Origin of the sequence: Rheinheimera sp. WS51 (assembly GCF_050936095.1) — a bacterium.
Classification (GTDB): Bacteria; Pseudomonadota; Gammaproteobacteria; order Enterobacterales; family Alteromonadaceae; genus Alishewanella.
On record NZ_JBOTRC010000003.1, the window covers coordinates 242923 to 265890 of the forward strand.

General features: G+C 39.7%; 17 protein-coding genes. 5 read left to right on the forward strand and 12 right to left on the reverse strand.

From position 1 onward, the window contains the following. Positions 1–12 precede the first annotated feature (12 nt). From ybeY to mtnN, 7 genes are all read right to left on the reverse strand, one after another. Positions 13–474 carry an rRNA maturation RNase YbeY gene (gene ybeY, locus ACRCA4_RS06570; RefSeq protein WP_433185871.1) on the reverse strand — a complete coding sequence of 154 codons (462 nt, stop codon included), beginning with the start codon at positions 472–474 and terminating at the stop codon, positions 13–15. Further along, complete coding sequence (locus ACRCA4_RS06575; RefSeq protein ID WP_433185874.1) at positions 471–1487, reverse strand: PhoH family protein; 1017 nt, start codon at positions 1485–1487, stop codon at positions 471–473. The genes ybeY and ACRCA4_RS06575 overlap by 4 nt, the downstream gene beginning before the upstream one ends. Positions 1488–1536: 49 nt before the next feature. After that, on the reverse strand, positions 1537–2973 hold the full coding sequence (miaB, locus tag ACRCA4_RS06580) for a tRNA (N6-isopentenyl adenosine(37)-C2)-methylthiotransferase MiaB (RefSeq protein ID WP_433185877.1): 1437 nt from the start codon (positions 2971–2973) through the stop codon (positions 1537–1539). Positions 2974–3064: 91 nt separating this feature from the next. Then, entirely contained in the window at positions 3065–3910 is an 846-nt protein-coding gene (locus ACRCA4_RS06585) for a DMT family transporter (protein WP_433185880.1), read from the reverse strand. A gap of 97 nt (positions 3911–4007) precedes the next feature. Further along, positions 4008–8543: an EAL domain-containing protein gene (locus tag ACRCA4_RS06590; protein WP_433185883.1), complete on the reverse strand. Its 4536-nt coding sequence runs from the start codon at positions 8541–8543 to the stop codon at positions 4008–4010. A 138-nt stretch (positions 8544–8681) separates the two neighbouring features. Then, positions 8682–9632 carry a cobalamin biosynthesis protein CobD/CbiB gene (locus ACRCA4_RS06595; RefSeq protein WP_433185886.1) on the reverse strand — a complete coding sequence of 317 codons (951 nt, stop codon included), beginning with the start codon at positions 9630–9632 and terminating at the stop codon, positions 8682–8684. Between the two features lies 1 nt (position 9633). Further along, entirely contained in the window at positions 9634–10344 is a 711-nt protein-coding gene (gene mtnN, locus ACRCA4_RS06600) for a 5'-methylthioadenosine/S-adenosylhomocysteine nucleosidase (protein ID WP_433185889.1), read from the reverse strand. 182 nt (positions 10345–10526) lie between these two features. Between mtnN and ACRCA4_RS06605 the strand changes: the two genes are divergently transcribed. After that, the gene (locus ACRCA4_RS06605; RefSeq protein ID WP_433185892.1) at positions 10527–11066 is read left to right on the forward strand and encodes an outer membrane beta-barrel protein; all 540 of its coding nucleotides are present in this window, start codon (positions 10527–10529) and stop codon (positions 11064–11066) included. A 19-nt stretch (positions 11067–11085) separates the two neighbouring features. Here the strand turns inward: ACRCA4_RS06605 and ACRCA4_RS06610 are convergent, their stop codons facing one another. After that, positions 11086–11565, reverse strand: a complete 480-nt coding sequence (locus ACRCA4_RS06610; RefSeq protein WP_433185895.1) for a methylated-DNA--[protein]-cysteine S-methyltransferase — start codon at positions 11563–11565, stop codon at positions 11086–11088. A gap of 280 nt (positions 11566–11845) precedes the next feature. Here ACRCA4_RS06610 and ACRCA4_RS06615 point away from each other — a divergent pair, with 280 nt between their 5' ends. Together ACRCA4_RS06615 and ACRCA4_RS06620 are read left to right on the forward strand one after the other, a co-directional pair. Then, positions 11846–13084, forward strand: a complete 1239-nt coding sequence (locus ACRCA4_RS06615; RefSeq protein WP_433185898.1) for a DUF819 domain-containing protein — start codon at positions 11846–11848, stop codon at positions 13082–13084. A gap of 57 nt (positions 13085–13141) precedes the next feature. Continuing rightward, entirely contained in the window at positions 13142–14221 is a 1080-nt protein-coding gene (locus ACRCA4_RS06620) for an AI-2E family transporter (RefSeq protein WP_433185901.1), read from the forward strand. 57 nt (positions 14222–14278) lie between these two features. Here the strand turns inward: ACRCA4_RS06620 and ACRCA4_RS06625 are convergent, their stop codons facing one another. Both ACRCA4_RS06625 and ACRCA4_RS06630 read right to left on the reverse strand, forming a co-directional pair. After that, positions 14279–14473, reverse strand: a complete 195-nt coding sequence (locus tag ACRCA4_RS06625) for a hypothetical protein (RefSeq protein WP_433185904.1) — start codon at positions 14471–14473, stop codon at positions 14279–14281. Between the two features lie 167 nt (positions 14474–14640). Further along, entirely contained in the window at positions 14641–15291 is a 651-nt protein-coding gene (locus ACRCA4_RS06630) for a DUF2726 domain-containing protein (protein WP_433185907.1), read from the reverse strand. A 236-nt stretch (positions 15292–15527) separates the two neighbouring features. On the opposite strand from ACRCA4_RS06630, the gene aceB reads away from it, so the two are divergent. Continuing rightward, positions 15528–17129, forward strand: a complete 1602-nt coding sequence (gene aceB, locus ACRCA4_RS06635) for a malate synthase A (protein ID WP_433185909.1) — start codon at positions 15528–15530, stop codon at positions 17127–17129. A 77-nt stretch (positions 17130–17206) separates the two neighbouring features. Here the strand turns inward: aceB and ACRCA4_RS06640 are convergent, their stop codons facing one another. Further along, complete coding sequence (locus ACRCA4_RS06640; protein WP_433185912.1) at positions 17207–18130, reverse strand: LysR family transcriptional regulator; 924 nt, start codon at positions 18128–18130, stop codon at positions 17207–17209. Positions 18131–18383: 253 nt separating this feature from the next. On the opposite strand from ACRCA4_RS06640, the gene ACRCA4_RS06645 reads away from it, so the two are divergent. Then, positions 18384–19979 (forward strand): isocitrate lyase, encoded by a 1596-nt coding sequence (locus ACRCA4_RS06645; protein WP_433185915.1) that lies wholly within the window; start codon positions 18384–18386, stop codon positions 19977–19979. 80 nt (positions 19980–20059) lie between these two features. On the opposite strand, the gene ACRCA4_RS06650 is transcribed toward ACRCA4_RS06645, so the two are convergent. Next, on the reverse strand, positions 20060–22828 hold the full coding sequence (locus tag ACRCA4_RS06650) for an ATP-binding protein (protein WP_433185918.1): 2769 nt from the start codon (positions 22826–22828) through the stop codon (positions 20060–20062). Positions 22829–22968: the final 140 nt, after the last annotated feature.

Sequence of the window (22968 nt, forward strand, 5' to 3'; positions counted from 1 at the left end):
AAGTTAAAGAAACTATTCATTATCCAACAAATAGGGGTTGGTAAAGCCAAGCTGTTGCAGGAGTTGGATTTCTTCTGATTCCATCTCTTGTGCATCAGCATCATTTATATGGTCAAAACCAAGTAAATGCAAGCTTCCGTGTATGATCATATGTGCCCAATGTGCCGTTAGGCTTTTTCCTTGCTCCTTAGCTTCGGCTGCAACAACAGGTGCACTTATTACTAAATCACCTAACAGGGGTAATTCTAATCCAGGCGGACATTGAAAAGGAAAACTAAGCACATTAGTTGGCTTATCTTTACCACGATATTGTTTATTAAGCTGTTGGCTTTCAGCGTTATCGACAATACGCACTGTCACTTCAGCTTCTGCTTGAAACGGTAAAATAGCCGTTTCAAGCCAAAGCTGGAACTGAGCTGCTGTGGGCAAATTTTCTAGGCTTGAAGCTAATTGCAAGTCTAAGGTAATGCTCATTTAGTTTGCTTGCTCTCTTTGCTTGCTGTTTCGGCTAACTTTGCTGCTTCATGCGCTTCATAAGCCATAACAATACTTTGAACAACAGGATGACGTACAACATCTTTAGCATTAAAGTAATTTAAGCTAATCCCCTCAACATGGGCTAATACGTCTATTGCATGTTTTAAACCCGAGTACTGACCTCGTGGCAAATCCACTTGAGTAATATCTCCGGTAATCACCGCTTTAGAGCTAAAACCAATCCGGGTTAGGAACATTTTCATTTGTTCCATAGTGGTGTTTTGGCTTTCATCTAAAATAATAAATGCATCATTTAGAGTACGGCCACGCATATAGGCTAAAGGGGCAATTTCAATAATGCCACGCTCTAATAGCTTTTCTACCTTTTCAAACCCTAACATCTCAAACAGCGCATCGTATAGAGGACGTAAATAGGGGTCGACTTTTTGCGCTAAATCACCGGGTAAAAAGCCTAACTTTTCTCCGGCTTCGACAGCAGGTCGAGTTAAAATAATACGTTTAACATGATCGCGCTCTAGTGCATCTACTGCACAGGCTACGGCTAAATAGGTTTTACCTGTACCTGCAGGACCGATACCAAAGCAAACATCATGACTTAGCACATTGCTGACATAGCTCGCTTGGTTAGGATTACGGGGTTTTATTAAGCCTTTTTTAGTTTTTAAACTAAAATGCTGCGGTTCAGGGGTATCTTGCTGATAACTAATATCATAATTTTCATTGATGGTTAAATGCACTTGTTCAGGCGTTAAGGCTGTTTGCTCTAATAACGCGGTCTGGGCATATAACTGACGTAAAATATCAATAGCAGCAGAGGTGTTTTCTTCAGGACCTGTGACTTTGATAAGGTTATCGCGATAACTAATTTGCACTAATAAACGGCGTTCAATATGTTTTAAGTTATCGTCAAAGGGGCCACATAAAGAGGTTAGTCGCTGGTTATCTGCGGGGGTTAAGGTTAATTCTTCGCTGTGAGTAGTTAGAGTCAAAGTTAGCTCTCAAAAAGAAACGGAACAGCAAATGCTGTTCCTGATTAAGTTAAGGAACAAAGGTTGCAACACCAAGTTCATTGGTGGCATCGGTCATCGCTTTTTGTTTCGCCAATATTTGTTGAGGAGTTGTATCACGACGTAAGCCCATATCGGCTTCAGTGCGCACTAACTCACCACGCAGCGAGTTGCTAAAAACGTCGGTAATTTTAACGTCAACTAGCTGACCAATCATATTGGGAGAACCTTCAAAATTAACCACGCGGTTATTTTCTGTGCGGCCGGTTAGCTCCATAATATTCTTCTTCGAAGGCCCTTCTACAAGTACGCGTTGCTCGGTGCCTAGCATGTTTCTAGCAATTTTAAGTGCTTGTTGGTTAATTCTGTCTTGTAAAATGTAAAGCCGCTGCTTTTTAGCTGCCTCTGGTACATCGTCAGGTAAGTCTGCTGCAGGTGTGCCAGGTCTAGCGCTATAAATAAAGCTAAAGCTCATATCAAAATCAATGGCTTTAATTAAGTCCATAGTGGCTTCAAAATCGGCATCATCTTCACCTGGGAAGCCGATAATAAAGTCTGAAGACATACTTAAGTTAGGCCGTATTTTCTTTAATTTACGTATTTGCGACTTATATTCAATTGCCGTATGGCCACGTTTCATTAAGTTTAAAATACGATCAGAGCCAGACTGTACGGGTAAATGCAAATGATCAACCAATTCAGGTACATCACGATAAACTTCAATGATATCGTCGGTAAATTCAACCGGATGTGACGTGGTATAACGAATACGGTCAATGCCATCAATAGCGGCGACTAAACGTAATAGCTCTGAAAAGTGACAAATTTGGCCATCATGCGTTTCGCCACGGTAGCCATTGACGTTTTGGCCTAATAAATTAACTTCACGTACACCTTGCTCGGCAAGTTGGGCGACTTCAAATAATACGTCATCTAAAGGGCGGCTAACTTCTTCACCGCGAGTATAAGGGACAACACAGAAAGTACAGTATTTTGAGCAGCCTTCCATAATTGAAACAAAGGCGGTTACGCCATTAGCTTTAGGCTCAGGTAAGCGATCGAACTTTTCAATTTCAGGGAAAGAGACATCAACAACAGGTGACTTGGAACCCTGCACAGCATTAATCATTTCTGGTAAACGGTGTAAGGTTTGCGGACCAAAAACGATGTCAACATAAGGTGCACGCTCACGAATAGCGGCACCTTCTTGAGAGGCAACACAGCCACCGACACCTATTACTAGATTAGGGTTCTTTTCTTTAAGTGGCCGCCAACGTCCTAATTGGTGGAAAACCTTCTCCTGTGCTTTCTCACGAATAGAGCAGGTATTCAGCAAAATAATATCTGCATCTTCAGCTTCTTCTGTTAGAACAAAGCCATGTGTTGAGTCTAAGAGATCGGCCATTTTAGATGAATCGTATTCGTTCATCTGACAGCCCCAAGTTTTAATGTGCAGTTTTTTGCCCATCGTGCGTTGTTACCTGTATTGTTACATAAAATAAATGGCTGGTATTTTATCCTGTTCAGCTCAGGGTTACCAGCGATTGCGCAGACTGTATTTAAAGTAATCGTTGACGAGTACTAATATAACCCGCGTAAAAAATAATAATAACGCCTAATAGCCAGCTCATAGTGACGGGCTCTTGCCAAAAAATATAGCCAAAAAAGCCTGCAAAAATAACGCTACTATAAGTCCAGATACCAATATCACTTGCAGGCGCTATGGCATAGGCGCGGGTCATGGCTAATTGACCAATAGCGGCAAGCAGTCCCATGCCAGCAAAGGCATACCATACCGTGGCGGTTAGTGGCTGCCAGTAAAATGGCAGGGGGAGCACAGATATAATGGCCGTTAATAGTGAAAAATAAAAAACAATGCGCACCGCGGGCTCGGTATCAGACATATAGCGAATCGTGGTTTTCGTGACAGCAACTAAAAACGCCGAGGCTAGGGCAACTAACACAATAGCTGTAACATCATGCTCAACTACCGGCAAGGCAAGTACGACACCGACAAAGCCTAAGCCAATACTAAACAGGGTTAACCGGCTAGGGCGCTCTTTCAACCAGAAGTAAGCTATTAGCGGCACGATAAAAGGTGAAATTAATAAAACTAACATCCCTTGGGCCAGAGGCATTCTAGCTAAAACATAAAAAAAGCAATACATAGAGATAATGCCGGTAATAGAGCGTGCTAAGTGAAGATACCAACGTTGGGTTTTCAATAGGCTAAAACCATGCCGATATAAAAACGGCAGCATAAGCAAGAGCGCGAAAAAATTACGGAAAAAAACCACTTGGGCTTCGGAGGCGGTTCCGGTAGTAAACTTAACAAGAGCACCAATACCGGCAAAACAGGCCTCGGCTAATAATAATAGTAAGGCACCGCTGACTAAGGGGGGCAAGGTGTTACTCCAAGATAGTATGAAAAGGCAGCGTAGTATAACAGAGCTAAAGTGGTTTATTGCAGCAGTTAGGGGCTGCAATAAACCGCTTAGCTATTTATGCAATGGTATCAAGTTGTAAAAACTGTAATAAATCGTCTGATGCCATAGGTTTAGAAAATAAAAAACCTTGGATCAAAGAGCAGTTTCGTTGGCTGAAAAAGGCCAGTTGTGGCTCTGTTTCTACGCCTTCAGCAATGCAGTACATGCCCAAGCTTGAAGCCATGCTTAAAATGGCTTCAATGATAGTTTCGTCGTTAACATCAATGCCAATGTCTTTGACAAAGCTACGATCAATTTTAATGCCGTCAATAGGTAATTCTTTTAAGTATTTTAAAGATGAATAGCCTGTGCCAAAATCATCTAAAGCGAGCTTAATGCCTAAGTCGCTTAAAGCTTGCATGGTTTTAATTGCGCTTTCATGATCGCGCATTAAGGCGCTTTCTGTTACCTCATAGCAAAGATATTTGGCTGATATATTATATTTCTCTAATAATAAACGGGTATGCTCAGCTAAAGCCGGCTGCTCTAAATGCTGGGTCGATAAATTAACGGATAAGTAAATTTTATGACCTTGGTTGTGCCAATGTTTTAAATCAGCTAAAGCTCGCTCTAATAGGCGTTGAGTCATATTGATAATTAATCTCAACTCTTCTGCAAGTGGAATAAACTCAGCAGGTGACTTCATTCCTTCAGCTGTTCGCCAGCGCAATAACACTTCTGCCCCTACAACCTGCCTGTTATTGTTATCAATAATAGGTTGATACACATTAAAAAACTCATCCTGCTGTATACCTTGGCGAAGCTGAGTTTCTCGCGCTAACTGCATATGCGCTTTTTCATTCATTTCAGGAGTAAAGAATTGAAAATTGTTTCTGCCAGCCGCTTTAGCATGATACATAGCAACATCAGCATGCTTTAGAAGCTCATTAGCGGTTAAGGCATCTTGCGGGTAAAGCGCAATACCAATACTTGGTGAAACACCAACAGTATGGCTTCCTAGCAACATAGGTTCGCTAATGACAGATAATATTTTACGAGCAACATGGCTAATGTTGTCTTCGTTTTTATAGTCTTCTAATAAAACGACAAACTCATCACCACCTAATCTAGACACACTATCACTTTCGCGTAGGCTTAAGGTTAAACGACGAGAAACCTCTTTTAATAATAAATCACCAATATCATGGCCTAAAGAATCATTAATTTGTTTAAATCGATCTAAATCAATAAAACATAAAGTGATAGACTTTTTATTACGTTTAGCATGATCAATGCCGTGATAAATACGATCCATTAATAAAGCGCGGTTAGGTAAACCGGTTAATGCGTCGTAATTAGCTAAGTAGCGCAGTTCCGCTTCAGCCAGCTTTTGCTCTGTTATATCGGTAAAAACTAAAACATAAAACGGTTTATCTGGCTGATCGCCCACGACACTGACATTTATTAGAGTAGGTCTTTCACGCCCATCTGGCGTAATAACCATTTCTTCGCCTTGCCAATGCTCACCAACACTTAGTTTTTTCAACAAATTAGTATAATAACGGCGGCGGCTTAAGCTAATACCTAAATGATGTGGTTTAGGAGTGGTTAAATGTTGTTCTTTATTACCAAAGGCGTTACCAAAGGACTGATTAGCGGCTACTAGTCGCTGTTGGTGGTCCATAATAACAACCCAGTCACGGGTTTGCTGAAATGCTTCACCAAATAAACGGGCCTTTTCTGAGGTGGCGCGCGTTTCTGTAATATTAGAAAAGGTGCCTAACACTTGTTCTATATGATTATTGTGTTCAAATCTAACGGCTTTGCCCATAACCCTAAACCAGAACCAGCGTCCGTCATTATGTTGAAGTCTATAGCTGTGATCAAATCCCATATCAGGTTGCTGTAAAAAACGCTTCCAAGCTAAAATGAAGCCATCTAGATCATCAGGATGAATTAATTGTTTATGTTGAGCGATAGTTAATGTGGTTTTATGTTCTGGATAGCCTAATATCGATAGAACTTTAGATGCATATATTTGCTCATTACTGGCTCGCCATTCCCAAACACCACTATCTACTGTTGCTAAAGCTTGTTGTAAGCGTTGCTCACTCTCTGCAATTCTGGCGTGCGCTTGCTTGACAAACCTGTGTTGCTTTAAACGAGTATGGATAATGATATAAGCAATAGCGAGTAGAATTATTGTGTAACAGGCCAATGCCCAGTTTGATAGCCAAGGCGCTGGTTTTATTGTTAAAAATAGTTGTGCCGCTTTACTCTCTCTACCGTTAGTTGGTGAGACAGCGGCTACATTAAAAATATAGTCGCCAGGACTAAGTTGCGGAAAATTAACTTTATTTTGGTTTTGAATCGGAAAACTTAAAGACTGCTTACCCTCTAACCAAAAATGATACTGCATTTTATGCGCATCACGAAAGTTCATACTGCTAAACTGCAATTCTATGCCTAAATCCTGGTGTGATAATTTAAATTTCCGCTGATTTAAGTTGCCTTCGATATCAATGCTTTCACCCGTTTGAGTGGATAAAGAGGTAATAATAATTTTAGGCTGCTGTTCTTCAACATCTAAGGCTTGTGGATTAACAATAGTGATGCCGTGCATGCTGCCGTATACTAAGCGGCCATCGGCCAGTGATGTGGCAGCACCGCTATTATATTCATGCGACAGTAAACCATCGGCTTTAGTAAAATGCTCTGTATAGAGTTGTTTTGGATTTAAACGCGACAAGCCTTGATGAGATGAAAACCAAATATGGCCACTGCTATCGAGCTGTAAGTCATAAGCAATATTTTGTGATTTAGTGCTATCTACGTTGTGGGTTAAGTCTAAGTTAGTGGCATCAAAGCCTAAAACTCCTAGCCCTACGAAACCAACCCAAATAGTATTGTTTTCAATTATCATCGATTCAGCACTACGGCCTAAATGTGGCCTATAGGGTTGATGTTGATAAACCAATTCTATGGTTTTGCTTCGAGTGTCATATAACCAAAGTTGGTCGGCATCAGATACCAGTAGTTGTTCATTATTATTTATAGAGCCTAGAAAAGCACCATAATTAGCCGGATCGATTACTTTAGATATACTCGGTAGTGCCACTAATTCAGCAGTCGCTAAGTTATAACGGTAAAATTGTTGGCTATCAGAGAAATATAACAGATCTTTATGCTTATAAAAGTAATATCTTGCTTGTGCTAAAACTTGAGCATCATGATTAGATAAACTAGGCGCAGGAGAAAGCTGATAGCTTGAAGTATCAAAATAACCAAGTCCATCACTGGTCACTAACCAGAGATTTTTATTATCGTTTGCAGGAAATATTTTATGAAAATAACTACCATGCTGTATGGCTTTAAGATCAGTATTTAATAGGTACTGACTAACTTTTTTGTTGGTTAAATCAATATGATTTAACCCATTACTAGTGCCAACCCATAAATCCTTGTTAGATACTGCGGCAATCGAATATACTTTTTCATTACTTAAACTATATGCTGTATTAGCTGCTCTAGAAATGTTGGTAAAGGCTTGTCCTCGGCTGTGCCAGTAATAAGCGCCATCATCACGACTAGCTAACCAAAAACCACCATAATCATCGGCTACAATATCTACTATATTATCATCGTATAAGCTATGGTTACTTTGAGTTAACTGTAAGGCATGACGAGTTTCACCTGTGGCTAAAGTGTATTCAACTATGCCTTCATTTGTTGCCATAAGGGCTTTATCTTGCTGCCAGATGATTTGCCAAATATTATAATTTTCAAGATTAAGCTTTGGTGTATAAGGTGTTTTATACTGCAGATAGTGCTGTATATCATCAATATCTATGCTGTATAAACCATCAACAGTGCCAACCCATAATCGTTTGTGTTGCACATTTAAATACTTTACGTGACGTTGTTCGTTGTGTCTGCTAGCGTCCTTGTTTAACAAAGCTGTAGTTAAGTGAGGTATGAGGGTAACTTCATCGGTTGCCATATCAAGATAATAAACACCACGAAAGCTTGCAATGAAGATATTGCTTTTATAGACATAGCTATTGCGTAACCAACCATTTTTAATACCTTGATCGGTTAAACTGAATAGTTTTTTAATTCTAGCATCTTCAGGGTTAACATGATCAGTAGAAACAAGATATAAGCTATCATCCACTAACGCTAAAATATGTTTGTCATCGTACTCAACTAGAGAAATAGTTCGTGAAATATCAGGAGTGTCGGTTAGCTGCTGTTGTCGAACCGCTAATTCAAACTCTGCTAGTTCGGAATCAAAACGATAGATACCATTTTGATCTGTAGCCGCCCATATTTGTTGTTGTGAATCTTGAATGACGGTAGAAAAGGCCATCTCGTTAAGCGAATAATTAACTGCTTTAGGCTGTAAAACTTTATTACTATCATAGCGGTTAATGCCGGCATTAGTGGCAAGCCAAAGAAAACCTTGATCATCAATTAATAGGTCGCGAATAGAGCCTTGTGACAAGCCTTGATCTGGTGTCAATGCTCTTAATAGTGGTGTAGCTGCAGAGGAGTAAACAACAAAAAGTGCTGCATAAGACACTGCAAAGACTATAAAACGCAAATATTTCACTAATACCCCTATCATGCATAGCCTAGTCTGAATTGTCGTAGCGCTAATCTGATTTTAAATTCAACATATACTGGTTAAGATTAACTTTGTCCAGTTATCGACAGCTCTTCTTAGCACAATCTACTAGAGTGATGAATGTTAATATAACCACAGATAATTGAGTAAGCCAACAGCACAAACAAGTAGAAAAAAATAAAAATGTAAAAAATGTAGCTGACGCATTGCTTTTGCTATATCGGCAGCAATTGGCGGATGTTTAGCATTAAATCGCATTCTTGCTAATTTTATATTGCCATAATAGGCTGGGCCACCTAAATCACATTGTAATGCTTCGCTGGCGCAAGATAGTAAGTAGAAGCTGCCTCGATTAAAAAATTGACGGTGCTGTTGACATTTTTTATAGCTGTTAACTAAGCCATATTGCAAAGCGAGAAGGCAAGCGGAAAATAGAGATGCCGGTGCAGAAGTGAGATTGGCTATAGCTGATGCTGGCTGACCAAAATTAATATAATGCTGACATTTTGGATTCCATTGCCGTTGTAGCTCTTGCAGTAACCGATAAGCTAGTACAGCAAGCCCACCACCAAGCATAAAGTAGCCTAAACAGGCTAAAAAAAGTTTACTACTGTGTAGCACTAAACTTTCAATTACTGCCTTACTTACACCCATCTCGTTAAGCGGTTTTGTGTCACGCAAAAGAATGGTTGCGGCCTGTTGTTTCGCTAAAGAAAGCTGTTGTCCTTGTAACAGAGAGCCTACTTTAGTTGCAGCTTTAGTTTGCCGGCGCCAATCTAAGCAACCATAAAGAATAAGTGCATCTAATAGCCAAGGTAATTCTGAAAACTGGTATAAGGCATAAAACAGCAGCCAAATAGGCAATATAGCAACAAAAACGGCTAGACTACCGGAAATAAGTTGTTGTTGGGTGCTGCGACTTAGATCCGGATTAACTTTCTTAGCCAACTGCTTAGCAAAAAAACGAAATAAGTTAAGAGGATGGTAGGCCTCAGGTAGCGGAAATAGCCAAGAAGCGACTATAACCGCTAGGATTAGCAAAGGATCTATAGGTAATGTTGCCAGCCATTCCATATTAGAGACTAAGAGTCGCTAAACGGCTTAATAATTGTTGTACCATGGCAGAGCTGTTTTTAGAGGCTACTTCTAAATAGGCTTCAAAAGACTGTGGTGACTCTTTACCGGCAATATCACTTAAACTACGGATAACTACAAAAGGAGTATTAAGCATATGACAAGTTTGAGCAATTGCAGCGCCTTCCATCTCAACGGCTAACATAGTTGGAAATTGCTGGCGCATTAGCGCTATGCGCTTAGGGTCACAGATAAAGCTATCACCTGTGGTAATAAGGCCTTTTTTAGTTTGACAAAAACCTAAACTGTTAATGCTTTGTTCTGCAGCACTGACTAAACCTAAGTGTGCCTTATAAGCTGCCGGCATTTGCGGTACTTGACCTATTTCGTAGCCAAAAGCAGTCACATCGACATCGTGATGACGAACCTCATTGCTGATTACTATATCGCCGACATTAAGCTCGGGATCAAAGCCACCGGCAGAGCCCGTGTTTATAATAGCAGCTGGTTTAAAGTGTTGGATCATTAACGTGGTGGCGACGGTGCTAGCGACTTTCCCTATACCCGATTGCACTAGCACAACATTGCAGCCATTTAAGCCACCTGTGTAAAAAGTGTAGTTACCAAGAGTTGTAGTATCTAAACCTGATAATTGCTGGCGAAGTAAAGTTACCTCTTGCTCCATCGCGCCAATAATACCGATCAATTGCATGCTGTGCTCTCTTTATTAAAAATGGCTAGTATAAAGTGCTAGCGCTATAAAATCTCGATTTTTCCATGTTTAAAGTTCAGTTGCCGTTAATCTGCGCTGGCTATAGTGCAGATATTAAATTGACTTTAGGCTTAATTTTGCCAACAGCGAAATCTAATTAAGCCTTAACCCAAGGAGTTTTAATGATGAAAAAATCAATATTATTTTCTGCTTTATTCGCTAGCGCATTTACCGCCTCAGCCATGGCTGATATTCGTTGGGACTACGTAGGTACAGGTTATACTGATGCAAATGTTGACGGCCCCTATATTGAGGGTTCTATGCGTTTAGATAATAACTGGGTTATTGATGGTCGTTTCTCTGCACTGTCAAAAAATAGTTATGACGTTAATATTTTACAAGCTGGTGTAAAATATTTAACCAGTTTTCGCTTAGATTTTTCACCAAGAAGCCAAACCTATGTGTTAGCTGGTTTAGAAACAGAATTTAAAGATGGTGACGAAACCGGAGCTTATGGTGGTGTAGGTGTACGTCATCCATTAACACCCCAAGTTGAGTTATACACAGAAGCTAGTTATCACTCAATTTATGATAATCATGCTAGTTTAAGTGGTGGTATTGCTTATTTTTTCAGCCCAGATTGGGCAGTTCGCAGTAATATTGCTTTAAACAGTAATGACGTGAAAAATGAATTTCGCTTTGGTGTTTCTTACCAGTTTTAATAAAACGCTAAAGCCGTGGTTATAACAGAACAGCACCTTTTTGGTGCTGTTCGTGTTTAAGCAACCAGGCTTTTCTTTCTAAGCCACCGGCGTAACCTGTAAGCTTGCCATTAGCACCAATAACACGATGACAAGGAACAATAATAGCTATTGGGTTGCGACCGTTTGCCGCCCCCACAGCACGTACAGCTTTAGGTTGTTTAATTAACTGTGCAATAGCGGTATAACTGCATGTTGTGGCATAGGGAATACGTCTTAGTTGTTGCCAAACACCTTGTTGAAAAACTGTGCCAACAGGGGCTAGGGGCAAGGTGAACTGTTTTAGCTCTCTTGCGAAGTAAGCATTGAGTTGTTTTGCTGCCAGTTCGGTCAAAGGTGAAGGCTGGACTATATTAACTTCTTGTTCTGAAGTCTCAATAAAGCTAACTGACGTGACAGCGTGTGCAGACGCAGAAATACCTATTACCCCTATAGGGGTGTCGATATATTGAAAAGCCATAAAATACTCCTTACTACGTTGCTAATATCAGTGTCGCCAGCATAACTTGCTTAAGCATTATAGCTAGAGAAAAGACTATGCCATGTTTGACGATAAAGAAAATTAATTTACAGCTTAAGGCAGCAACAAGCTACCTTAGTGCTGTTTTGTACTGCCAGCAAACTGTCGCATAAGCGTCGCAAAACAGGGCAAAATGATGGGGTCTGCTTTGTGCTAACTTGAAGCTGTGCTATTTTGACGAAATTAATATAATAACGTGTCAACTTGAACAAGGTCTCTTATGCAAGAAAGTGCTGTTTTAATTACTAATGATGCCGTTGTCTTAGGGATATTAGCAACTATTTTAGGCGTCGTTTTCTATACTAGCCATAGTGAAAACCGTTACTGTAAAGCCTTTTACAAATATATTCCGGCATTGCTGTTATGTTATTTTATTCCCTCCTTGTTTAACAGTTTTGGCATTATTGATGGCGAAGGGTCTGCTTTATATAAAGTTGCTTCGCGTTATTTATTACCGGCTAGCTTAGTGCTTTTAACCTTAAGCGTTGATTTTAAAGCAATACTTGGGCTTGGTCCTAAGGCATTAATTATGTTCTTAACCGGAACATTAGGTATTATTATTGGTGGTCCTATCGCATTAACACTTATGGGAACCATTTTTCCACAAGAGTTAGGTGGCGATGTTTGGCGTGGCATGACAACAATTGCCGGCAGCTGGATAGGTGGTGGCGCAAACCAAGCAGCAATGAAAGAAGTGTTTGAAGTTCAAGGTGATATTTTCTCTGTCATGATTACTGTCGATGTTATTGTGGCTAATATTTGGATGGCGGTTTTGCTTTGGATTGCCAGTAGAGCAGATTTCTTTGATAAAGCTAATGGTGCTGATACTAGCGGCATTAAATTTTTACGTGAAAAAATAGAAAAGTACCAAGCTGAAAACTCGCGGATCCCAAGCCTAACAGACATTATGCTTATAGTTGCAGTAGCTTTTGGTGTGGTAGGTTTATCACATGCAATGGCTGATATTATTGCACCTTGGATAGAACAGGTCGCTCCTCAGCTAGCAATGTATAGCTTAACAAGTAGTTTTTTCTGGCTAGTGGTTATTGCTACTACTGTGGGTTTAATCTTGTCTTTAACTAAGGCTCGTAACTTAGAGGCTGCCGGTGCGTCGAAAATAGGCTCTGCGTTTTTATATATTCTAGTTGCTACTATTGGCATGCATATGGATATTACTGCGATACTTGATTACCCGCATATGTTTTTAGTTGGACTGGTCTGGATGGCTATTCATGCCGGTTTACTGTTAGTGGTAGCAAAGTTAATTAAGGCTCCTATGTTTTATATGGCTGTTGGTAGCCAAGCTAATGTCGGTGGTGCGGCTTCTGCCCCTGTTGTTGCGGCGGCTTTTCATCCTTCGTTAGCACCGGTTGGTGTGTTACTTGCTGTGCTAGGTTATGGTTTAGGCACTTATGGTGCCTATATTTGTGGCTTGCTGTTGCAGCAAGTGGCACCTTAGTCGCATTTTGCGGACAGTTGTTTACTACTTTTATTATTGAAAAAGGATTGAGCCGTAATGACAGGATTTAAAGCAGAGCCTAGGCATTGGTTATTAATTATTGCTTTGTTACTGGCACTCTACGCTAGCTATCTGCTGATAGCACCTTATGTTGGTGCCATTGTATTGGCTTTTGTACTGTCATTACTTTGCATCTCATTACATAAACGCTTAGAAGCAAAGTTGCCAGGTAAGCCTAATTTAGCTGCGGCGCTGTCTTGCACAACTTTGGTGTTGGTTATTGTAATACCTGCCGGTTTAGTATTTTTTGCCATTGTTCAGCAAGCGGCTCAGTTTACTAAACAGAGTTATCAATGGCTAAGCAAGGGGGGGGCTGAAAAGCTGCTACAAAACCCCTATATTATTAACACTAAACAAAAAATAGAACCTTACTTACCGGATAGCATTAATACTCAGGATCTAGTGCAGCGTTTAACTGAATTTGCATCGAGTTTTGGCAAAGTACTATTAGATATGGGAACTAAATTAGTCGGTGATATTACCGGTGTTCTATTTGGCTTATTTTTGATGTTATTTATTTTATTTTTTCTATTACGCGATCATGACAAAGTGGTAGATGCTCTTCATTGGTTAGTGCCTTTATCGCGTAGTCAGGAAAATGCGTTATTAGTAGAAGCTAAGTCAGTTGCTCGCTCAGCGGTTATGGGATCATTTCTAACTGGGATTGCGCAAGGCGTTGCGGGTGGTATAGCGATGTCAATTGTGGGCTTGCCCGGTTTGTTCTGGGGCACGATGATGGCTTTTGCGTCTTTTATTCCTTTGGTTGGAACAGCGCTTATTTGGATACCTGCTGCTTTGTATTTAGGCTTAACGGGTGAATGGGGTTGGGCGGCATTTTTAGTGGGCTGGGGTATTATCGTTGTCGGATCAATAGACAACTTTTTACGGCCTATTTTAATGCAAGGTAGCTCAAATATGAATACACTAATGATTTTCTTATCATTAATTGGTGGTATTCAGTTATTTGGCTTAATTGGCGTTATCTATGGACCTATTATTTTTGCTTTAACGGTTGTGTTATTGAAGTTATACGCAATCGAATTTAAAGGCTTTTTAGAGCAACAAGATAAAAGCTAACTTAATTGGGAAATATAAAAAAGCCAGCATTATGCTGGCTTTTTAGTTTCTGACAGATTAAACACTAATATTAATGTTTTGACCTAAATTGCCTACAGGTGCAGAAGATTGCACTTGTTCAACACTTTGCATGGCACTTTGAACTAGCATAGTTGCCATTTTAGCTTCTTGATTTTGTTGCTTTTTAGCCATTACGGCACCAAGAACTTCAAAAGCTTGTGCTGATGCAGTAGATCCTACAGATTGACTCATAGTTACCTCCTATGACAATACTCTGTTCCAGTCTAACGGCAATGCACAGAAAAACTTAAGCTTTTTTTAAAATTAAATTTAATTATTTTTTCTAGGCATAAAAAATGCCGCCCGTTGCAGCGGGCGGCATTCCAACTTAGCGCGGAGTGACTCATTTCTCCAAAGCGTTAAGAAGCCTGTATTAGCGCGGTTTGCTGCGCCTTAATTTGTGAGTGCGATAACGCCGGTACCGGCATAGTATTGCCGCTAGTTGTTGGCCTTAACGATCGTACTGGTCTTGTTGGGCCTTTTTTCACTAAACCTTTTAAAGTGGCTTCAGGTTTAGTGACAACCTTACCTAGCTTATTGGCAATCACAGCTTGAATTTCGTTTACAGTATAGCCTGTTTTAATTTTCATTCTTAAATAGGGCATAGCTGCAGCATCTAAGGCGCCATTAACAAACCAGTCAGGAATGGCTTTATGGCCATCTTTATTAGTATTGTTAACTAAGTCAATAACAGCAACCACGCTCATATCACTAGGATTGCACAATACAAAGTCTAAATATTTTGCATTTAGCTTACGCAAGGTACTGCTACGTGTTTTATCACTAACACCTGATTTAATTTCTATAATATCAGCTAGCTTAACTCTATTTAATACTTTGTACTCATTATTAACAGCTTGCTCTAGCAATTGCATAAACGCCCGTTCAACTGGGCTAAAAATGCTGGTGCGTTTTTGCACTGGAAAGGGATTGTCATTAGATGCAAATCGATTAGCAACCAAAGCAACCACTATCACTAACAGTAGAATCAATAATAGAACAAATTCCATAACTACCTCTGACATTAATTTGACACAATGTGCAGCGTCAATTTACTCATAAAGGATTAAGCACAATGTGTGCCAACTTTTATAGAGTTAATTAAATCTAATCATATTTAATGTGAATGATAGGGATTATTGGTATTAATATGCTTTATGGTTGATAGGTATTATAGTTAAAAACTATTTAGTGCAAGCTAGAGGCTTATAAATTAAAAGCTAAGCCAGTAATTAGGACGACTACTATGACAACCACTACCCAAGCTGAATTATGTATTAATGCACCACTTACTGTTGAATATCAGCAAATTTTAACCCCGGATGCTTGCAAGCTGCTTGTTGAATTAACTAGGAAGTTTCGGCCTGGTTTAAAACAGTTGCTTGCTAAACGGCAACAGGTGCAAAAAAGATATGATGGCGGGCAGCTGCCTGATTTTTTAGCCGAGACGGCAGAAATTAGACAGTCAAAGTGGCAAGTTGCCCCTATTCCTGCTGATTTGCAAGATAGGCGAGTTGAAATTACTGGGCCGGTGGATCGTAAAATGATTATCAATGCCCTAAACGCTGATGTAAAAGTATTTATGGCTGACTTTGAAGACTCGCAAGCGCCAAGTTGGCAAGGTTTAATGGCGGGGCAGATTAATTTACGTGATGCGAACTTAGGGACTATTAACTATACCGATGAAAAGTCGGGTAAGTATTATCAGTTAGATCCAGATCCCGCGTTGTTAATTGCTAGAGTGCGTGGCTTACATTTATGGGAAAAGCATCTCATTGCTGATGGTGAGCCAGTGCCCGGTGCTATAGTCGATTTTGCCTTGTATTTTTTGCATAACTATCAAACGCGTATAGCGAAAGGCACCGGTGTTTATTACTACCTACCTAAACTGCAAACCCACCAAGAAGCTAAATGGTGGGCTGATGTTTTTCGTTATACCGAGCAGAAATTTAGCCAAAAGGTTGGCTGTATACGAGCGACTGTTTTAATAGAAACCTTGCCTGCCGTGTTCGAGATGGATGAGATTTTATATATGTTAAAAGATCATATAGTGGCACTGAACTGTGGCCGCTGGGATTATATATTTAGCTATATTAAAACGTTAAAGAATCATGCTGATAGAATTTTGCCAGATAGGCAAGTAGTGACAATGCAGCAACCATTTTTAAATGCTTATTCCCGTTTATTAGTTAAAACCTGTCATAAACGTGGCGCTTTGGCTATGGGCGGAATGGCTGCACTTATTCCTACTAAAGATGAAGCTGAGAACAAAGCTATTTTAACTAAGGTACAAGCAGATAAAGAATTAGAAGCGAAAAATGGTCATGATGGCACTTGGATTGCTCACCCTGGATTAGCCGCAACAGTAAATGGGGTACTTGATAACTACCTTAGTGACACAAGAGTTAACCAATTAGATGTGTTGCGTGAGCATGATGCGCCGATAACAGCGGCAGATTTATTACAGCCTTGTGCGGGGGAAAGAACCGAGCAAGGTATGCGAACAAATATTCGGGTGGCATTACAATATATTGCAGCTTGGATAAGTGGTAAAGGCTGTGTGCCTATTTATGGCTTAATGGAAGATGCAGCGACAGCTGAAATTTCAAGAACATCTATTTGGCAATGGATCCAACATAAAAAGACATTAAGTAATGGCCAGTTAATTACTAAACAGCTATTTAGTACTATGTTAGAGCAAGAGGCTGCAGTAGTGCGGGATGAAGTAGGGGAAGCCGTGTGGGCCTGCAATAGCTTTAGCCAAGCTAAAAAACTATTGCTAGACATTACTACCTCTGATCAATTAGTCGATTTTTTGACGTTGCCCGCTTATGAATTATTACACTAATTATTATTAGCCGAGTGAATAACACTAGCAGGCGACTAAGCCGCCACGCCTGCTGGTTTTATCGCTGATGGTAAAGTTTAATTTAGCTCCTCAGCAACCTCAGTAATCAAACGTCTAAACCAAATATGACTGGCATCTTGATGCAATAATGGGCTCCATATCATTTTTAGCTCGATTGCAGGGATAACAAAGGGAGGATCCATAATGGCCATTGATGGATCATTTTCATACAAGCGTGCAGCCCGTGTTGGTAAAGTGGCAATCAAATCCATTCCTACTGATAAATGCATGGCGACATGATAGTTACGAGTAAAAACAGAGATATTACGTTGTTTACCTAAATGGGCTAACGCTTCATCTACCCAGCCAAGTTTTTGTACATCTTTGGGATCCATACCAACCCCAACGCCAAAACCGGTTTTACTAACCCAAATGTGCTGTGCTTTTAAATAACTATCTAAGTTAAAACGCGCTAATACAGGATTTTTAGCATTAATCAAGCATGAAAAGGTGTCACGCCAAACGGTTTTTTGATGAAAAGATTGTGGTAGTTGATCAAAGCGATTTATTGCCATATCGACTTTACCGTTTTCAACATCATGAAAGTTAACATCAGATGGCGTCATAATATCTAGGCTGGTATTAGGAGCTAATACGCGCATTTTTTTTAATAACACCGGGATTAAGGTTGATGCAGCGTAATCACTGGCCATAATTCTAAACACCCGTTGGCTTTGTTCTGGTTCAAAGTCTTTATTGGGCTGTAAGGTTTCTTCTAATGTTAGTAGTACGCCACGCACTATAGGGGCAAGCTCACGAGCTCTTTCTGTTGGAACCATACCTTCAGAAGTACGAACTAAAATAGGATCATTTAATAAATTTCGCAGCCGCTTTAAACCATTGCTCATCGCTGGTTGCGTGATATTTAACTGGCCTGCTGCTTTAGTAACATTTTTTTCTCTAAGTAAAACATCTAAATAAACTAATAAATTTAGATCCATCTTTTTGATATTCATTTTATCTATGACTCAGGGTTATAAAATAAGAATACTGAATTATAGGCAGCAAGCTGTGTTCAGCGTCAAGTAAACTTTAATTTTAATTGGCTATAAATTTTATGAATGATAAGAATCATTGGAATTAGCTATATGAATCTTCTGTTTCGCATCTATAGTATTAATCAACTAGGCAAGACTGACCTATAGCCCGTTAGCTTTAAGACGCTATATACAAAAATTATAAGAGGATGCAACTATGTCAGCGTACCAAGATGCAATACAGAAAATAAGCCAACTACGCCAAAAAAATGGTGCTGCTTGGGCTGCGATTAACCCAGAATCGGCTGCTAGAATGCAAGTGCAAAACCGCTTTCTTACCGGACTAGATATTGCTCGCTATACCGCAGACATCATGCGGGCAGATATGGCTGCTTATGATGCAGATCCTAGTGCTTATACGCAATCACTGGGTTGTTGGCATGGCTTTATAGGTCAACAAAAACTTATTTCAATTAAAAAGCACTTTGGCAGCACTAAAAGGAAATACTTATATTTATCTGGTTGGATGATAGCGGCATTACGTTCAGACTTTGGCCCTTTGCCAGATCAGTCTATGCATGAAAAAACCTCAGTGCCTGCATTAATAGAGGAATTATATACATTTTTAAAGCAAGCCGATGCGCGTGAATTAGGAGGCTTATTTCGTGAGCTAGATGCGGCTAAGGCTACAAAAAGTGCGAGCCAAGTAGCAGCAGTGCAGCAAAAAATAGATAGCTTTGAAACCCATGTTGTACCAATTATAGCCGATATTGATGCTGGGTTTGGTAATGAAGAAGCGACTTATCTTCTTGCTAAAAAAATGATAGCTGCCGGTGCTTGTGCTATTCAAATTGAAAATCAGGTGTCTGATGAAAAACAATGCGGCCATCAAGACGGTAAAGTGACTGTACCTCATGCTGACTTCTTAGCTAAAATTAACGCTATTCGCTATGCATTCTTAGAGCTAGGCGTAGATAATGGCATCATAGTCGCCCGAACCGACTCATTAGGTGCAGGCTTAACTAAGCAAATTGCAGTAACGAAACAAGCTGGCGATTTAGGTGATTTATACAATAGTTTCCTAGATGGTGATGTTATTAATGGCGCTGCGGATATTGCTAATGGTGATGTAGTTGTTAAAGCTAATGGTAAGTTATTAAAGCCCAAGCGTTTAGCGAGTGGTTTATTCCAGTTTAAAGCAAATACGGGTGTTGATCGTGTAGTGCTTGATTGTATTACCTCATTACAGCATGGCGCTGACTTACTGTGGATAGAAACAGAAAAGCCGCATGTGGGGCAAATAGCCCAAATGGTGAATCGTATTCGTGAAGTCGTGCCTAATGCAAAATTGGTTTATAACAATAGTCCATCATTTAACTGGACCCTAAATTTTCGTCAGCAAGTGTTTGATGCTTGGCAAGAAGCGGGTGAAGACGTTTCGAATTATGAGCGAGCTAAGCTGATGGATGTTAAGTATGATGTTACGGCTTTAGCTAAAGAGGCTGATGCGCGTATTCAGTCATTTCAAGCCGATGCCGCAAGAGAAGCAGGGATCTTCCATCATTTAATTACCTTGCCTACTTACCATACTGCAGCGTTATCCACTGATAACTTAGCAAAAGAGTATTTTGGTGATGCGGGTATGTTGGGTTATGTTGCTGGTGTACAACGCAAAGAAATCCGACAAAATATTGCCTGTGTTAAACACCAAAATATGTCAGGCTCAGATATTGGGGATGATCATAAAGAATACTTCTCTGGTGATGCAGCATTAAAGGCTGGTGGTAAAGATAATACTATGAATCAGTTTTGATGTACTTTTAAAGGTCTCTAGGTTCTAAAAATAATAAAGGCAGCTATAGCTGCCTTTATTTTTGATCAACATATCAGTTTTTAGTAACGCTGCTCAACGTAACTTACGACTTCTTGATAATGTTGATTTATCATACGAATCAACTCATTAATAACAGACCAATCGCTTTGCTCTGCTGCCTTTTCTAACTTTAAGGCTTGCTCGCTCAGCGTTAAAGCACCTACGCTTTTTGCTGTGGACTTTAATTGATGTGCAATAGAGCGGACTAAACTTCTATCTTGGTTCTGAGTGTGTTGTTCAAGTTGCTTTAGCAAATCAGAACTATTTTTAATAAAATTATTTAGATGCTGCTCATGTTTGTCTGGATCATTGCCTAAATAGTTTGCCATTGTTGTGAAGCAAATCGGTGCAGGATGTGTATCCTTAAGATTTATTTCCGCTAGAATACGCTTAGCCGCAGCATCTTGCGGCAACCAATGCTCCATCATGGTTTCTAATGTAGCAAGTTCAATTGGTTTAGTAATATAGCCATCCATACCCAGGCTTAAACATTTTTGCTCTTCACCTTTAAGCGCATTTGCTGTCACGGCGATAATACGAGTAAATTCTGCACCTTCACTTAAGTGTAAGCTTTCTTTTCTAATGGCCGTGACCAAATCATAACCACTCATATTTGGCATATGTAGATCAGTTAAAATCAAGGGGTAGTGATAGCGACGCCACATATCAAGCGCAATAGCACCGTCATCAGCGACTTCAACGGCATAACCTAAGGCATTAAGTTGATCAACAATAACACGTTGATTCATAATGTTATCTTCAGCTAGCAGTACTAAGCGTCGTTGCTTTTTAGCATCGTTAATTGAAGGAGCTTGTTTAATTTCAGTTGAATTTGTTGCGTGATAAGCCGGTTTCGGCTTGCGATTAGCCGCAATTAAAATGGCATCATATAAATGACTGCGGCAAATTGGTGCGCTATGTAAGAAATAGACTTTATCATTACTTTTCTCTGATAATTCAACTTGGTTAGTTATTACAACAAACTTAACCTGACTCATGCTCTCGTGCTGTTGTAATTGTTCTATTTCAGTTAATGATATTTGTTCATAAGTTGCATCTAACACCCAGACAGCAGCTTCTTTCGGTGGCAGTATTTGCTGTTTAGTCACGCGTTGATTTAAGGCTTTAATACTGCTGACATAATCTAGCTCTGCACCAGCATAGCTTAAATATTTTTGCAGATGCTCACGGTTAAATTCATCGGTTGTAAAGAAGCAAATATGGATGTTATTTAATAACTCTTTTGCAATGTACTCCAACTCGTTAGAACGACGCATTGGTATGCGAACCGAGAACTCTGTACCTTTGTCTATTTCACTTTGGGCATTTATTTCGCCATACATTAAGGTGACTAAGCGCTGACAAATAGATAGGCCTAGGCCGGTACCGCCAAACTTACGAGTAATAGAGCCTTCGGCTTGATTAAAGGGCTGAAACACATAATTTAACTGACGCTGTGTCATGCCTTTACCATTATCAATCACACTAAATTGAATTTGGCTAAAGTCTAGATTCTCTTCTAGTAACTCGGCTTTAATCATTACTAAGCCGACTTTGTCACTGGTTGTATTAGTAAATTTAATCGCATTACCAGCAAGGTTATATAAAATTTGTCGTAATCGTACTGGGTCGCCAATCAATCCTTCAGGAATTTTTGGATCAATAAATAGCTTTAAATCAATTTGTCGCTGATGGGCGACAGAAACTAAGATCCGGCCAACAGCTTCTATGGTTTCAGTTATAGAAAGCGGTATTGTCTCTAGCTCTAATTTGCCCGCTTCTATTTTAGAGAAATCGAGAATGTCATCTAAGATACGCAGTAATGAAAATGAAGATTCTCTTATGGTATCTGACATGCGAAATTGTGATGTCGATAGCGAAGTTTTACGTAGTAGATCAACAGTGCCAATGATGCCATTCATCGGAGTGCGAATTTCATGACTCATGGTTGCTAAAAATGTTGATTTCGCTTCATTTGCTTTTTCTGCGGCTAATTTTGCTGTTTGTAACGCTTCAGTACGTTGTTTAATCTGCTGTTCAACTTCTTGCTTCAAATTAGCAATATTGGCTTCTGATTCAGCGAAATCTTCATGAGACTGCTCGATACGGCGGAACAACTGATTAATATAGCCGGCTAAAACACCGTAATCATCCTGAGCGTGGCTGTCTAAACTGCCATAATATTGCTCTTTATCTAACGCCTGACGAGTGCCGCTGACTAAAGGGGATAAACGACGACTAAAAAAGGTTGCTATATGTCTAGAAAATAAAAAGCTTAAAATAATACCTAACAACAAAGACAGGATAAATACTATAAAGAAAGGTACAGGCGTCGCTGGGATTGTTTTTTGAATATAGACCAACAAAGCCTGAGCTTTACCGTTGATTTCAATAATTTGCTGACTAATTAGATAATTATCTTGTTGTTGGCTAAGGTTCTGCCATTTAGGCTCTGGTGCATAGCCTTGCACATTACTGGTGTTAGCGATTAACTCAACATTGTTACTCTTGCTTTTATTTTGATATAAATAAAGAGCACGTAGTGAGTCACCGTTACGACTCTGCAGTAACATTTGTTCAGCTTGGGCATGATCGTCTTGCTGTAAGTAGGGCACTAATACGCGGCTGAGCATTTTAGTTTCAGTTTCAAGTCGCTCGATAGCGTTTTCATTTTTTGCTGGATCCGGCAAGGTAATTAAGAAAAGTAAACCGGCTTGAAGGCACAAGGTAATCAGCGTTAGTAAAGCTAACCTTTTTAAAATTGGTTGGCTAAATGACGAGTTTTTCATTTTTAATCCATTTTTGTAGCTTAACTTAAGCAGATTTATCGACTGAAGACTATTTTAACAACTTTTGCAAAATAGCATAGTTGATTGCTAAAACTACAGCTTAATTAATCGTATTTGGTTAACTTATAAGCTAACAGTCA

What these genes read in the sequence shown, in the direction of transcription:
- ybeY (WP_433185871.1), bottom strand. Translation starts at nt 474, where the DNA reads ATGAGCATTACCTTAGACTTGCAATTAGCTTCAAGCCTAGAAAATTTG.
- miaB (WP_433185877.1), bottom strand. Translation starts at nt 2,973, where the DNA reads ATGGGCAAAAAACTGCACATTAAAACTTGGGGCTGTCAGATGAACGAA.
- ACRCA4_RS06595 (WP_433185886.1), bottom strand. Translation starts at nt 9,632, where the DNA reads ATGGAATGGCTGGCAACATTACCTATAGATCCTTTGCTAATCCTAGCG.
- mtnN (WP_433185889.1), bottom strand. Translation starts at nt 10,344, where the DNA reads ATGCAATTGATCGGTATTATTGGCGCGATGGAGCAAGAGGTAACTTTA.
- ACRCA4_RS06605 (WP_433185892.1), top strand. Translation starts at nt 10,527, where the DNA reads ATGATGAAAAAATCAATATTATTTTCTGCTTTATTCGCTAGCGCATTT.
- ACRCA4_RS06610 (WP_433185895.1), bottom strand. Translation starts at nt 11,565, where the DNA reads ATGGCTTTTCAATATATCGACACCCCTATAGGGGTAATAGGTATTTCT.
- ACRCA4_RS06615 (WP_433185898.1), top strand. Translation starts at nt 11,846, where the DNA reads ATGCAAGAAAGTGCTGTTTTAATTACTAATGATGCCGTTGTCTTAGGG.
- ACRCA4_RS06620 (WP_433185901.1), top strand. Translation starts at nt 13,142, where the DNA reads ATGACAGGATTTAAAGCAGAGCCTAGGCATTGGTTATTAATTATTGCT.
- ACRCA4_RS06625 (WP_433185904.1), bottom strand. Translation starts at nt 14,473, where the DNA reads ATGAGTCAATCTGTAGGATCTACTGCATCAGCACAAGCTTTTGAAGTT.
- ACRCA4_RS06630 (WP_433185907.1), bottom strand. Translation starts at nt 15,291, where the DNA reads ATGGAATTTGTTCTATTATTGATTCTACTGTTAGTGATAGTGGTTGCT.
- aceB (WP_433185909.1), top strand. Translation starts at nt 15,528, where the DNA reads ATGACAACCACTACCCAAGCTGAATTATGTATTAATGCACCACTTACT.
- ACRCA4_RS06640 (WP_433185912.1), bottom strand. Translation starts at nt 18,130, where the DNA reads ATGGATCTAAATTTATTAGTTTATTTAGATGTTTTACTTAGAGAAAAA.
- ACRCA4_RS06645 (WP_433185915.1), top strand. Translation starts at nt 18,384, where the DNA reads ATGTCAGCGTACCAAGATGCAATACAGAAAATAAGCCAACTACGCCAA.
- ACRCA4_RS06650 (WP_433185918.1), bottom strand. Translation starts at nt 22,828, where the DNA reads ATGAAAAACTCGTCATTTAGCCAACCAATTTTAAAAAGGTTAGCTTTA.